Here is a 13,445-nt window from a genome sequence, read left to right on the forward strand (position 1 = left end):
GGTTCGCGGGGACTGTGCGGAAGTGGGCTGCACGGAGGGCGCGGGTTCAGACCAGGCGGGTTCCCTGAGACTGGGCTGCCTGGACGGTGCGGGTTCGAACGGGGTGGAGTCCGCAGGACTGGACCGTTCGGATCGCGTGGGTTCGAACCGCGTAGATCCGCGGGGACTGGATCGCGCGGCTCGTGCGGGTTCGGACCGGGGGGCTCCATGGAACTGGGCTGCCAGGACGGCGCGGGTTCGGGCAGGGTGGGTTCCGTGGGTGTGAATCGCGTGGACGGCGGGGATTCGAACGGGGTGGATTCCGCGCACGTGGACCACATGGACCACGTGGGCTCGAACCGCGTAGATCCGCCAGGGCTGGACTGCGCGGATCGTGCGGCGCCGAATGGCGTGGCCTGTGCGGAGTTGAGCGGCGTGGGTAGGTCGGCGCCGAATCGCGTGGATGGCGCGGGGCTGAGCGGCGTGGAACCTCCGGCCGCGCACGTGAATCCCTCGGAACCAGACCGCGCGGATCGCCCCGGAGAGCTGATCCCGGCTGATGACGGCTGTCGTCTCTGGACGACGGCCGTCGGCGAGGGAGAGACGGTCATCCTGTGCCACGGCGGGCCGGGCCTGTGGGACATGTTCGGCGACCTCGCTGCCGCGCTGGCCACCCGCCTGCGCGCGATTCGCTAGGACCAGCGCGGGTGCGGCCCGCTCGGAAGGCCGTGGCCCGTACTCGCTCGCGCAGACGATCGCCGACCTGGACGCCGTCCGCCGCTACTACGGGCTGTCCCGCGCCGCTGTCCTGGGCCATTCCTGGGGAGCGACGGTGGCGCTGCGCTACGCCTTGGCCCACCCGGCCCACGTGACCAAGCTGGTCTACGTGTCCGGAACCGGCTTGGGGCGCGCCTGGCATCCGGCCTATGAACGCAACCTCGCCGCCCGCCTCGGCCGGGACTTGCCGCGGCTCAGGGACCTGAACGCCCGCGCCCGAACCCCGGTCGAAGACCGAGAACTCGCTGTCCTGCAATGGACCGCGGACTTCCCCGACCCCTCGACCGCGCTCACCCACGCCGAGCGGATGGCCACGCCGTGGTTCCCGATCAACTACGACTGCAACGCCGCCATCAACACCGAGGAAAAACGCCGGTCTCCGACCGAAGCCGAGCTCATCGCGGCCTGCCGCGCCCTGTCCGCTCCCACCTTGATCGTCGACGGTGACCAGGACATCCGCCCCCGCCAGGCCGTGGACTCCCTCCACGCCGCCCTCCCGACGGCGACCCGCGTGAGCCTTGCGGGCGTCGGTCACGTCCCCTGGCTCGAAGCCCCCGACGCCGTCGCCGCGGCCATCCTGGATTTCCTCGCCCCGCAGCCCTAGACCCCCAGGGCTCGGGTTTCCGGACACCTAGGCCGGCAGGTAGTTGATCGGATGATCCCCCGTCGCCCACAGGTACTGCACCGCGTAGGCGCGCCACGGCTGCCAAGCAACCGCATGCCGGGTCAGGGCCGAAGGCGACGTCGGCAGATCCAGGGCCGCAGCGGCCAGCTTCACCCCCAGGTCCGTGGGCACGAACGCATCCGGATCCCCCAGCGCCCGCATCGCGATGGTCTCCACCGTCCACGGCCCGAACCCCGGCAGTGCCGACAGCTCGGCGCGGGCGCGAGCCCAGTCTCCACTAGGCGAAAGGTCGAGTTCGCCCGCGGTGAGAACGGCGATGAGGCCCACCAGCGTCCGGCGGCGGGACTGCGGCATCGCGAGCGAATCAGGATCCAGGTCCGCAAGGTCGGCAGGGGTCGGGAAGAGAAAACCGAGGCCGCCCTCGCGGTCGTCGACGGGGGTGCCGTGGGCCGTGACCAGGCGGGCGGCGTGGGTGCGGGCCGCAGCGGTGGACACCTGCTGGCCCAGCACTGCCCGGATCGCGAACTCCTCCGGATCGGCCGTGCGCGGCACCCGGCGCCCGGGGTTCTTCGCGACGAGCGGGGCCAGCGCCGGATCCGAGGAGAGCTGCGCGTCGACCGCGATGGGATCCGCGTCGAGGTCCAGCAGGCGCCGGCAGCGACTGATGGCGGCCGACAGGTCACGCAGATCGGTGAGGCTGAGGCGGCACGCGATGTGGTCGGGCGTCGGCGCCAGCGAAACGATGCCGTGGCCATGAGGGAGGCGCAGGGTGCGCCGGTACGCGCCGTCGCGCCATTCCTCCACACCCGGCACGGCGGTGGCCGCCAGATGGCCGAAAAGGTTGTCCGGGCACAGCGGGGCGCGGAACGGCAGCCGCAGCGAAAGCGACCCCGGCGACGACGGTGCGCCGGACGCCCTCGACCGCAGCTCGCTCGGCGTCAGGGCGAACACCTGGCGCACGGTGTCGTTGAACGTCCGGATGCTCGAGAACCCGGCGGCGTGCGCGATGTCGCCCATCGGCATCTCGGTGGTCTCGACCAGCAGCCGCGCGGTTTCGGCGCGCTGGGCCCGCGCGAGCGCCAGCGGCCCGGCGCCCAGCTCCGCGTACACCTGCCGCACGCTGTACCCGAGCCGCGCCGCGAGCCCGCCCACGCCCTCGCGGTCCACCACCCCGTCGGCGATCAGCCGCATGGCGCGCGCGACCACGTCCGCGCGCTCGTTCCACAGCGGCGACCCCGGCGTGACGTCGGGCCGGCAGCGCTTGCACGCGCGGAACCCGGCCGTCTGCGCCGCCGCCGCGCTGCCGTAGAAGCGCATGTTCTCGACCTTCGGCGGCACGACGGGGCAGCTCGGCCGGCAGTAGATACCGGTGGTGACCACGGCGGTGAAGAACCACCCGTCGAACCGGGCGTCCTTCGACTGCACCGCGCGCACGCAGCGTTCGATGTCCTCGTACACGCCTGCCAGTCTGCCCGGCGGCACCGACAAAACCTGGCGGGAATGCGACACCACCCCGCCGAGCGTCACACTCGGCGAAGGCGAAGGAGCACTTTTCCCGATCACCGAAACACCATACTGGCTGCTCGGTGACGATCACCACTCCGGCGGTGTGCGCCGAAATTTGATCGCTATAGTTTTCGTACTGGCGGGAATTCTGGGGCAGTTCGCCATACACGTCTGGGGACGTTCCCGCCTGTTCGGATCCGGCTCGTCGGCCGGGTTTCTCCATCGAAAGGCGATTGGGGATGCGATCGACCTGTCCAAGACCCAAGTGGGCGGGTGGCAACGGCTTCGTCACCAACGGCGCGAGTTCGATGAAGAACAGCACGAGCCACGTTGTGAAGCTCTACGATTCCAGCAACTGCGGTGGCGACCAAGGCTACGAGGCCAAGAAGCACTCGGTGGACACCGAATTCTCGAACAACGGCTTCGACAACAAGGCCAGCTACGTGGTGTTCATCTGATCTGACAAAACCACGAATAGTGCCACTGGATACAGTTCTGGTGCCACTATTTGTCGTCCCCGGTGGTCACTCAGCGCTACCTCTGGTCACCTCCCCAGACTTCAGCTCGAATTCACCGTCGTGATCGTTCACGGCACGCCGGCGGCCGGATAACGTGCCCAGCGCGGGACGAACCACGCACGAACCGGCCCGTCTTCAACACCCGCTCCACCGGCGAAGAAGCGACTGGGAAGCCGTCGACGGTGAGCACCACCCACGTGCCGCACGCGTGCGGCCGTCCGCCCTCCCGCGGGCACGAGCGCCGCCGGGACCGCACTGGATCGGAGCGACGTGGACACCCCGACGCGACGCAAGTTCCTCACCGTCACGGGAGCCGCCGCCGCGCTGGCGCTCGCCGGGACGCTGCCCGGCATCACCGCTTCCGGCGCCACCACCGTGGACACCGACCGCGTGCCCGGCTACCCGTTCACGCTCGGCATCGCCTCGGGCGACCCGCTGCCCGACGCGGTCGTGATCTGGACGCGCCTGGCGCCGAAGCCCCTCGAACCGTTCGGCGGCATGAACGACCGCCCGGTGTCGGTGCGCTGGGAAATGGCCGAGGACGAGCGGTTCCGCCGCGTCGTGCGGTCCGGCAACGCGCTCGCCCGGCGCGAGGAGTCGCACAGCGTGCACGTGGACGTCCGCGGGCTGCGCCCGTGGCGGCACTACTTCTACCGCTTCCACGTCGGCGCGCACACCAGCCAGGTCGGTCGCACCCGTACGTCGCCGACCGCGCACCAGCCGGTGCCCGCCGTGTCGCTGGCGTATGCGAGCTGCCAGGCCTGGTACGAGGGCTTCTACACCGCCTACCGCGACATGGCCGCGCGCGACCACGACGTCGTCTTCCACCTCGGTGACTACATCTACGAGTACGGCGTGGGCGCCGACGGCGGGCTGCGCAAGCAGGACATGGCCGTGGACTTCCAGCGCGAGACCACGACGCTCGACGACTACCGCGGCCGCTACGCCCTCTACAAGACCGACCCCGACCTGCAGGCCGCGCACGCCGCCGCGCCGTGGATCGTCACGATCGACGACCACGAGGTCGAGAACAACTGGGCCGGCGACATCTCCGAGAACAACGACCCCGTCGCACAGTTCCTCGTGCGGCGCGCGAACGCGTTCCGCGCGTGGTGGGAGCACCAGCCCGTGCGTGTCACGCAGCTGCCGACCGGCCCGGACATCCAGATGTACCGCCGCTTCCAGTACGGAGACCTGATCCGGTTCAACGTCCTCGACACCCGCCAGTACCGCGACGACCAGGCCGCGGGCGACGGCACCAAGGCCCCGAACCCGGACTCGCTCGACCCGAACCGCACGATCACCGGCGCCACGCAGGAGAAGTGGCTGCTCGACGGCATGGCGCAGCACTCCGCACGCTGGGAGGTGCTCGCGCACCAGACCGCGATCGCGCAGCTCGACACCGCCGCGGGCCCGCCCGTGCTCGTGCCGATGGACACGTGGGACGGCTACGTCGCCTCCCGCAAGCGCATCCTCGGCGGCGCGCAGGATCGCAAGGTGCGCAACCTGGTCAGCATCGCGGGCGACCTGCACCGCAGCGTCGCTTCGGAGCTGCGGCCGGACTATGCGGACCCGAGCTCGCCGGTCGTGGCGACGGAGTTCGTCGGCACGTCGATCACGTCGGGCCAGGACGGCATGGACCTCGACACCGGCGGCCAGACCATCCTCGACGAGAACCCGCACGTCAAGTTCGGCAACTTCCAGCGCGGCTACGTGCGCTGCGAGGTCACCCCGCGCGAGTGGACCGCCGACTACCGCGTGGTCGACAAGGTCTCCATCCGCGACGGCAAGGTCACCACGCGCGCCAAGCTCACCGTCGAAGACCGCGTCCCCGCCATCCACGTCCACTGACAGGAGTTCCCCATGCAGCGACGTCACCTCGCGGTGGCCGCCGGCGCTGTCGTGCTCGGCGTGGCACTGGCGACTGCCGCCCAGAGCAGCCCGGCCACGCCCACTCCGGCGCTGTCCGCCACTCCAGGGCACATCCAGGTCGTCGGCCTGCCTTGCCTGCCGAGCGCCCTCACCGTCGGTATGACCAACAACGGTCGCGGCGCGGTGTACGCGGACATGGAGCTGTCCGCACCTTCGCCGCTGGTACTCGACCGCCGGGTCTTCTCGTCTTGGCTGCCGGTCGGTCAGCCCGTGTCGGTTCGGGTCGGGGTCACCGCGCCGCGGTCTGCGCGCCCCGGCCACTACACGGTGGACTTGTCGGTGGACCGTTCGCGCTTGTCCGTACCGGTCGACGTCCTTCCCCTGCCACCCAAGGGCCCCGATGACAACCTCCTCCTCGGCGAACAAGCCACCCCGTCGTCAACCAACGGCAGCTTCTCCCCGTGCGGCGCCGTCGACGGCGATGCCAACGGCGACCACTGGTCCACCACGACGGGCTGGAACGACGGCACGAAGTCGGTGTTCCCGGACAACTACACCGTGACCCTGCCCGCTGCCGGTGCAGTCGGCCGCGTCGTCACCGACACCCTGGACTCCACGAAGTACCCGGCCGCGAAATACGGCCTGCGCGACTTCGACGTCCAGGCCCACGTGAATGGCGCATGGGTGACGGTGGCTTCGGTGCGGGGCAACACTTCGGGCTCGGTGACGTCCACGTTCCCGGCGGTGCAAGCTGATGGGGTGCAGATCGTCGCGTTGGATTCGAATGATCATGCGTATTCGCGGATTGTGGAACTGGAGGCTTACTCCAGCTGAGGCTTCACTGTTTCCGGCTCAACCGAGCAGGACGCCGTCGCCACAGCCATCAACCGCCGCGCCGGTGATCAGGGTCGCGCGAAGGCTCACCACGCCGAACAACCCGCCGGTGAGGGCGCCCAGCGGTTGCATGCCGTAGTCGAGGAACCGCCACGTCGCGGTGGCGCGGGAGAGCAGTTCGGGTGCGATGAGGGTTTGGCGGAGGGTCTGCTGGTTCACGCCGTACAGCCGCACGCCGCGCAGCACCGGTCCCGCTACGCGGCGACGGCCCCACCCGCGACGGTGACCGGACCAACCACGCGGGCGAGTGCCCCCGAGCCGATGAGTACCAGTCGCGCGATATCGGCCATCACGAGGAGACGCCAGTACGGCAGGCGGTCCACCCACACGACGGCGGGGAGGCCGAGCAGGAAGTGCGGCAGGAGGGCCGCGGCGCCGAGGAGTCCCATGTAGACGGACGAGGCGTGCAGCATCAGCACGGCCGCCAACGGCAGCGCGACGGTGGTGACAGTGGAGCTCAGCAATGACATCGAGTTGCCGAGGAAGAGCCGGCGGAAGTCGGCATGCCGTTGGAGGATGTGCCGCGCCACGGGGGCGAGGTCACGCCGAAACGCGGGGGCCGGGCCGGGCGTGACGTCACGCCGAAACCCGTTCCCTCTCACGTCGAGCATCCACAACCCGCAACCCGGCCAACAACCCCGTCAACCCACGATGCCCGCGCGTGAAGATGGCGAACAGGCCGCTCACCACGATCCACACCCCGGTGAACGTCGAAGGCTGAGTGCTCGCCGTAGCAAGACCGAGCGCGACGAAATAACCGCCCGACCCGAAGGCGAACCGCAGCACCATCTGCAGCACCGAAGGCTTTTCATCACCGGAGTTCACCACCGTCAGGAGCACCGCGCGCTGCCCGGGCGTCGCGCCGTTGCCGGCCAGTGGCACCGCCAGCAGCAAGACCAACGCGGGCAGCCACTCACCGAGCACCGCGTCCACAAGAGGGTTGCCAGGGCCACGAAGACTGTCCGGGTCGCCCAGGAGCTGGACGGCGACCACGACGACGTTCAGGGCCACGCCCAGCAGTGTCACCGCGATGAGGTCCAGCAGCATGCCGAACAGGCGACGTCCGCTGCGGACGGGGCGGGGGGCCTTCGCGTCGAGGCGTTCGTGGGGGCGGCCGAGCACCGGGGCGGTGAGGGCGCCGACTGCGGCGCCGACGGTGTTGGACAGGAGGTCGCCCGTGTCGAAGAGGCGGTAGGGGCAGTCGACGAGGGACCAGACGCCCGTGAGCTGCGTGGTCTCGATGAAGAGCGACACGAGGAACCCGGTGGCGATCGCGAACGCCGGGCCCTTCCGGTACAGGCGGCGCATGAACACGCCCCACGGCACGAACAGCGCGACGTTGAACAGCACCTGCCGCAGCGCCGGATTGCTGAGCGGCCCGGTGTGGAACTGCTTCATGTCCGAAAGGAACTGCAGCGGGTTCACGACGGGGTGACGCAGCGACTCGTGGCTCGCGCAGAACGCGGCGTCGACGACGGGGGTCGGCACGAGCGTGTACGTGATCAGCGCGCAGCAGTACACGAGGAACCCCAGCGCGGCGATCGCGCGCCCCGGGCCGAACTCGCCGCGGCGGCGGTAGCTGAGCACGGCGTAGGGCACCACCAGCACGAACGCCAGCCCGAACCCGCCGAACAGGGCCAGCAGCGTCGGCCCGCTCCACTCTGTCACTGACCCCTCCACCTCCGTAGGCGCGCCCGAGGGTAGCGATCTTGGTCGGGACCCACCGGTCGAGGGACACTGGCGGCGGTGCGTAATCTGCACGCGGAGGGCACGGAGAGAGGAGCCGTTCGTGGACGACGACATCGAGGACAACGCCGACACCGGCGTGCTCGACCCCGAAGACACTCTGGAGGACGGCGACCCGTACGACGAGGGCTACTCGCCGCCCGAAAAGCCACTGGCCGTGCGCGAGTGGGGCATGACCCCCGCGGAGGAGCTGGCCGGCGAAAGCTGGGAGGGCCGCCTCGCGCGCGAGCTGCCGGACCTGGCGTACGACGACGGCGACAATCTCGGCGACACCACCGACACCGACGGCGAGCTCCTCGACGACGAAGTCGGCGACGCCCGCGCGGGCCGCCTCGTCGCCCAGGACGCGGGCTTCGGCCCGGACACCGACGAGGAGCTCTACGCCTCCGACGCCGGCATCGACGGCGGCGCCGCGTCCGCCGAAGAGGCCGCCGTCCACATCGTCACGCCGCGCGACTGAACCCGGTGGTGACGGGACTGGTCACGACGCGCTTGGGTTGCTGACCAGGGTCTCGGGTGCCAGGTGGCCGGGGTGGTTTTGCGGGGTTGATCTTGGCTGTTGGGGGCGGTCCGTTCGCGATGTGTTTGGGTTGTCGGTCGGCCGCGGCAGGCGGTGGGGTGATGGAGCGGCTGGTCTTGGCTGTCGCAAGTGGTTCCTTTGGCGACGTGCTTGGGTCGCCGGTCGGTCTCGGTAGGTGGCCCGGGGATTACGCGGGCTGACGTTGGCTGTCGCGGGCGGTCCGTTCGCGACGTGTTTGGGTTGTCGGCCGACCGCGGCAGGCGGTGGGGTGATGGAGCGGCTGGTCCTGGCCGTCGCAGGCGGTCCCTTTGGCGACGTGCTTGGGTCGCTGGCTGGGCTCGGCCGGTGGCACGGGGTGATTTCGCAGGCTGATCTTGGCCGTCGCGGGCGGCGCGTCGCGACCCGCTTGAGGTGCTGACCGGCTGCGTGGCGGGGGTGCTGCGGCGGCCGATGTCGGACGCCGCGGGCGGTCGCTTCGCGACGCGATCGGGGTGGTGAGCGCAGCCCCAGCGGGCGTTGCGCAGGGGCGTGACTCGGTGGAGTCGACGGCGTCGTGAAGGGACTGCTCGACCGGTCCGCCGAGCGGCAGCGGCGGGTGTTGTTCCGCAGACTCACGGAGCGGCCCGCTGATCTTCGAAGTGTGTCCGAAATTCCCCGTAGCGATGCCCTTCACAGCGCGCCGGTCCAGATCGAGGCCGGGAGCATGTAGGGGCGCAGCAGAGCGGTGAGCTCCGGATCTCCGCGGTGGTGAAGGGCGTCTTCGGCCAGGCGGCGGGTGACACCGGCCAGGAAGTCGGCGAGTTGGACGCGCGGGTCGGCGCGGGAGTCGACGAATTGGACGTCGCGGGTGGGGCCAAGGAGGGTGGCGAGGCGCGCGGGGGTGAGTGAGGGCTGTTCGTCGTGGATGACGGTGGTGGGGTGCCAGTGGGTGACCGTGTCGACGAGGGCCGGCATCAGTGGGTCGAGTGGTGGGACCAGCGACGGGTCCGCGCGCAGTCGCTCTCGTAGTTCGGTCAGGTGCTCGCGAGCCGGTGGTGAGCCGATCCGCTGGTGGTTTGACTCGCGTTGCGGCGGCTGGATCCGGGGGTGCTCGCGGTGGTGTGGCTCGGGCTGTTGGTGCGGTCCGGTCTGGGGATGCTCGCGGTGGTGTGACTCGCGTTGCGGCAGCTGCTTCCGGGGGTGCTCGTGGTGGTGTGACCCGCCCTGTTGCTCCGGTCCGGTCTGCGGGCGCTCAAGGCGGTTCGATCCGCGCTGCGGCAGCAGCCCGAGCTGCGGCTGCTCGATGCTGGTTGACCCGCGCTGCTGCCACGGCTTGATCTGCCGAGGCTCGGGGTCGTGTGGCCGGCGCTGCCGCAACCGCGAAGGGGAGAGGTCTGCGCCGAACTCAGGCACCTGGGCGAGTGAACTCAGCACCTCGTCCTGGGCGAAGAACTCCGAAGGTGTCAGCCCTGGGCCCCGCCGTTGGGAAGTGCGAAGCAAAGTGGTGAACGACTGCAGGAACTCACTCCACCGCGGGCCATGAAGCCGCTGGCCGTCGCGGTGCAGGACGACGGCCCGGGAGTCCGGTCGGCGGGCGAGGCAGTCGGGGTAAGGCACCCGGTCGACGAGGAGGTCCACCACTTTCCCGGTGACGAACAACGCCTTGTCCACCAGCACGACCCCGGCCCGTCCCGCCAGCGGTCCCGACGGCCCCAGCAGCCACACCAGCGCCGCCCGGTTCTTGGCGCGCAGCAGGTGGTTCGCCTTGTACTCCAGGGCCGGCGAACCGATTCGCTCCCGGAGCTCGCCGACGCAGTCCGCGGCCGCCCCGACGTCCACCCGTACGCCGGCGTGCGCGAAGACGTCCGTGTTCGCCCCGATGAGGTTCACTCCCTCGGAACCGGACTCGTCGCACGCAATCGTCCTGGACACCACCACCACCCTGCCAGGACCGACCCGCCGGCGCACCGCGTTTTCATCACAGCGTCCGCAATGGACTCAGCCCAGCGTGAACGGGTCCCGCGTCCCTCCGGTCAGCTCCACCCAGACGGCCTTCTCCTCCAGGTACTCGTCCACCGCGTGAACCCCGTTCTCCTGGCCCAGCCCGGAATTCTTGAAGCCCCCGAACGGAACCGACGGCGCCACCACCCGATAGGCGTTCACCCACACCGTCCCGGCCCGAATCCGGCCCGCGACCCGATGTGCGCGGTGCACGTCCTTGGTCCACACCGCCCCCGCCAGCCCGTACGGCGTGTCGTTGGCCAGCTTCACCGCCTCGTCCTCTTCCGTGAACGTCAACGCCGCCAGAACGGGCCCGAACACCTCCTCCCGGTAAACCGTCGACTCCGGCGTGACCCCGGTCAGCACTGTCGGCTGCACGAACAACCCACCCAAACCGGGATCCGCGACACCCCCATACGCGACCGTCGCCCCCTCGGCCCGCGCGGTTTCCAAGTACGACAACACCTTCTCGTACTGCGGCTCATTGGCCACCGGCCCCATCTCGGTCTCCGCCGCGGTCGGGTCGCCCAGCCGAATCGACGCGGCGCGCCGAGCCACCAACCGCACCAGCTCGTCGTGCACGTCCGCGTGCACGATCAACCGCGAACCCGCCATGCACGTCTGCCCGGTGGCCGCGAAAACGCCCGCCACGATCCCGTTCGCCGCCGCATCGAGGTCCGCGTCGGGGAACACGACCTGAGGCGATTTGCCGCCCAGCTCCAAAGTGACCTTCACCAGGTTCTCCGCCGCCGCCCGCGCAACCGCCCGACCGGTTGCCGTCGATCCCGTGAACGCGACCTTGTCCACGCCGGGGTGACCGGCCAGCGAGGCACCCGTCTCGCGCGAAAGACCGGTCACGACATTCACCACCCCAGGCGGAAAACCGGCCTCCGTGACCAACGCGGCGAACCCCAGCGTCGACACCGGCGCGTGCTCCGAAGGCTTCACCACCACGGTGCACCCGGCGGCCAACGCCGGCGCCAGCTTCCACGTCAGCAACAACAACGGCGAGTTCCACGGAGTGATCGCCGCGACCACACCCACCGGCTCACGCTTCGTGTACACGAGGTAGTTCGGGTTGGGCGACGGGATCTGCCGCCCCTCGATCTTGTCCGCCAGGCCGGCGAAGTAGTGGTACCAGCCGCCCAGGGCGGTGAGCTGGCCGAGCATCTCGCGCAGGAGCTTGCCGGAGTCGTTGACCTCGAGGCGGGCCAGTCGTTCCGCGTTCTCGCCGATCAGGTCGCCCAGCCGGCGCAGCAGCGCGGCCCGGGTGAAGCCCGTCGCGGAGCCCCACTCGCCGTCGAGCGCGGCGCGGGCCGCGCGCACGGCGGCGTCGACGTCCTCGGGCCCGCCGTCGGGCAGCACGGCCCAGGGTTCGCCGGTGTAGGGGTTTCGGGATTCGAACGTCTTGCCGCTGATCGCGTCGACGGCGTGACCGCCGATGAGCATCTTGAAGTGTTCGGGCATGGCCCACCTCTCCTCGGTCTCGCTTCGGACGGTACGTCCGCACCCGGGGAGGCACCAGACCCGCGGATTCAGCGGATCGGCGAAAGTGTCCACAAAGGACGTCGTGGACCAGGGCCGTCGGGAGAGCGGTGCGGGCACCGCACTCCCGACGGCCGGGCGGTCGGGCGCCGGGGGCGGTGATCCCAGTGCACAGCCGCCGGCGTGTGCCGACCTGGTGAGAGGAGCAGGCTGGGAAGATCACTTCGAAGGTAACCCACACCCCGGCGGGCCTGCCAGTACTGTTCCCCGATCGAGGCGGTGTGAACAATGCACGTGTGCTGTCCGATGCGAACGGCAGGGAACCGAGAATGAGCCAGAACACCGATGCCCCCCTCGGCGCGCCGTGGGCGCACCAGCAGCACGAGGCGCTCCCGCAGGTCCCGGCCCCGCCGCCGAACCCGCAGGAGCCGCCGAAGCGCAAGCGGCCCCAGCGCGCCGTGCTGATCTCACTCGGACTGGTGGTGCTGCTGGCGCTCGTCGGGGTCGCCGTCGGCCACTACGCGTGGGGGCCGAAGACGCCGCCCGCGCCGCCGGCGGCCCCGGTGCGGCCGCGGCCGGCGTTCGACATCGCGTCGGTGGTCGCGAAGGTGAGCCCCGCCGTAGTGGACATCGACGTGGAGCTGGGGCTCGAAGGCGGCGGCGCGGCGGGCACCGGCATCGTGCTGAGCGACGACGGCCTGGTGCTCACCAACAACCACGTGGTCGAGGGCGCCACCGCGATGCACGTGACAGACGTCGGCAACGGCCACGGCTACGACGCCACCGTGCTGGGTTACGACCGCAGCCGCGACATCGCCTTGCTCAAGCTGAAAGACGCGGCCGGCCTGGTCACGGTGACCCTGGGCGAGTCCGGTGCGGTGAAGATCGGCGACGGAGTGGTGGCGATCGGGAACGCGGGCGGCGTGGGCGGGCCACCCAGCGCGTCGCCGGGCAAGGTCACGGCGCTCGGGCAGCAGGTCACGGCGGCCGACGAGGTCACCGGCGCCACCGAGACGCTCACCGGCTTGCTCCAGGTCGACGCCGACATCCAGTCGGGCGACTCCGGCGGGCCGCTCGCCGACACCGAGGGCCGAGTGATCGGCGTCGACACGGCCGCGAACGCCGGCTACGTGTTCGACAAGGGCCTGCGCCCGCACGAGGGCTTCGCGATCCCCATCACAGCAGCCGCCGACATCGCGAAGCGCATCCTCGAGGGCAAGTCATCCGACACCATCCACATCGGACCCAGCGCGTTCGTCGGACTCACGGTGGTCGACGGCGGTAACGGCACGGGCGCGCTCATCAAGTCCGTGGTCGCGGGCGGGCCGGCGGCCAAGCTGGGCCTGAAGCCCAACCTGCTCGTGGTGGGCATCGACGACAAACCGGTCACCTCGGCGACGGCGCTGATCGCCCTCATGGACACCCACCACCCGGGCGACAAACTGCGCGTCACGGTCGCCGGTCAAGGCGGCAAAACGGCCACGGTGACGCTCGTCCCGGTGAGTGGTCCGATCGGCTGAGTGGGGCGGCCGGGGGTGGCCGA

12 protein-coding genes and 1 pseudogene are annotated in these 13,445 nt (G+C 70.4%); 7 read left to right on the top strand and 6 right to left on the bottom strand.

All coding sequences use genetic code 11. The features are described from left to right. Positions 1–255: 255 nt before the first annotated feature. Entirely contained in the window at positions 256–675 is a 420-nt protein-coding gene (locus AB0F91_RS05725; RefSeq protein WP_360595192.1) for a hypothetical protein, read from the top strand. 67 nt (positions 676–742) lie between these two features. Next, positions 743–1,360, top strand: coding sequence for an alpha/beta hydrolase (locus AB0F91_RS05730; RefSeq protein WP_360595173.1), 618 nt, complete (start codon positions 743–745; stop codon positions 1,358–1,360). A 27-nt stretch (positions 1,361–1,387) separates the two neighbouring features. Here the strand turns inward: AB0F91_RS05730 and AB0F91_RS05735 are convergent, their stop codons facing one another. Then, positions 1,388–2,839: an AlkA N-terminal domain-containing protein gene (locus AB0F91_RS05735; RefSeq protein WP_360595175.1), complete on the bottom strand. Its 1,452-nt coding sequence runs from the start codon at positions 2,837–2,839 to the stop codon at positions 1,388–1,390. 206 nt (positions 2,840–3,045) lie between these two features. On the opposite strand from AB0F91_RS05735, the pseudogene AB0F91_RS05740 reads away from it, so the two are divergent. From AB0F91_RS05740 to AB0F91_RS05750, 3 genes and pseudogenes are all read left to right on the top strand, one after another. Next, positions 3,046–3,345, top strand: a pseudogene (locus AB0F91_RS05740) (peptidase inhibitor family I36 protein); the annotation flags it as partial. 330 nt (positions 3,346–3,675) lie between these two features. After that, complete coding sequence (locus AB0F91_RS05745; RefSeq protein WP_360595033.1) at positions 3,676–5,256, top strand: alkaline phosphatase D family protein; 1,581 nt, start codon at positions 3,676–3,678, stop codon at positions 5,254–5,256. 12 nt (positions 5,257–5,268) lie between these two features. Next, positions 5,269–6,111, top strand: a complete 843-nt coding sequence (locus tag AB0F91_RS05750; protein ID WP_360595035.1) for a hypothetical protein — start codon at positions 5,269–5,271, stop codon at positions 6,109–6,111. Between the two features lie 18 nt (positions 6,112–6,129). On the opposite strand, the gene AB0F91_RS05755 is transcribed toward AB0F91_RS05750, so the two are convergent. Genes AB0F91_RS05755 through AB0F91_RS05765 form a run of 3 tightly spaced genes read right to left on the bottom strand, consistent with a single transcriptional unit; the run spans position 6,130 to position 7,839 of the window. After that, entirely contained in the window at positions 6,130–6,357 is a 228-nt protein-coding gene (locus AB0F91_RS05755) for a hypothetical protein (protein WP_360595036.1), read from the bottom strand. 8 nt (positions 6,358–6,365) lie between these two features. Then, the gene (locus AB0F91_RS05760) at positions 6,366–6,701 is read right to left on the bottom strand and encodes a hypothetical protein (RefSeq protein WP_360595037.1); all 336 of its coding nucleotides are present in this window, start codon (positions 6,699–6,701) and stop codon (positions 6,366–6,368) included. A 46-nt stretch (positions 6,702–6,747) separates the two neighbouring features. Beyond that, positions 6,748–7,839: a VanZ family protein gene (locus AB0F91_RS05765; protein WP_360595038.1), complete on the bottom strand. Its 1,092-nt coding sequence runs from the start codon at positions 7,837–7,839 to the stop codon at positions 6,748–6,750. Between the two features lie 121 nt (positions 7,840–7,960). Here AB0F91_RS05765 and AB0F91_RS05770 point away from each other — a divergent pair, with 121 nt between their 5' ends. After that, the gene (locus AB0F91_RS05770; protein ID WP_360595040.1) at positions 7,961–8,377 is read left to right on the top strand and encodes a DUF5709 domain-containing protein; all 417 of its coding nucleotides are present in this window, start codon (positions 7,961–7,963) and stop codon (positions 8,375–8,377) included. 729 nt (positions 8,378–9,106) lie between these two features. Here the strand turns inward: AB0F91_RS05770 and AB0F91_RS05775 are convergent. Together AB0F91_RS05775 and AB0F91_RS05780 are read right to left on the bottom strand one after the other, a co-directional pair. Then, positions 9,107–10,348: a DUF3800 domain-containing protein gene (locus AB0F91_RS05775; protein ID WP_360595042.1), complete on the bottom strand. Its 1,242-nt coding sequence runs from the start codon at positions 10,346–10,348 to the stop codon at positions 9,107–9,109. Between the two features lie 66 nt (positions 10,349–10,414). Then, positions 10,415–11,884, bottom strand: coding sequence for an aldehyde dehydrogenase (locus AB0F91_RS05780; protein ID WP_360595043.1), 1,470 nt, complete (start codon positions 11,882–11,884; stop codon positions 10,415–10,417). A 347-nt stretch (positions 11,885–12,231) separates the two neighbouring features. Between AB0F91_RS05780 and AB0F91_RS05785 the strand changes: the two genes are divergently transcribed. Then, entirely contained in the window at positions 12,232–13,422 is a 1,191-nt protein-coding gene (locus AB0F91_RS05785) for a trypsin-like peptidase domain-containing protein (protein WP_360595045.1), read from the top strand. Positions 13,423–13,445 lie beyond the last annotated feature (23 nt).

It is taken from the genome of Amycolatopsis sp. NPDC023774, from assembly GCF_040639695.1.
Lineage (GTDB): Bacteria > Actinomycetota > Actinomycetes > Mycobacteriales > Pseudonocardiaceae > Amycolatopsis.

Coding starts and splice junctions, on each gene's coding strand:
- AB0F91_RS05780 (WP_360595043.1), bottom strand. CDS start 11,884: ATGCCCGAACACTTCAAGATGCTCATCGGCGGTCACGCCGTCGACGCG.
- AB0F91_RS05750 (WP_360595035.1), top strand. CDS start 5,269: ATGCAGCGACGTCACCTCGCGGTGGCCGCCGGCGCTGTCGTGCTCGGC.
- AB0F91_RS05785 (WP_360595045.1), top strand. CDS start 12,232: ATGAGCCAGAACACCGATGCCCCCCTCGGCGCGCCGTGGGCGCACCAG.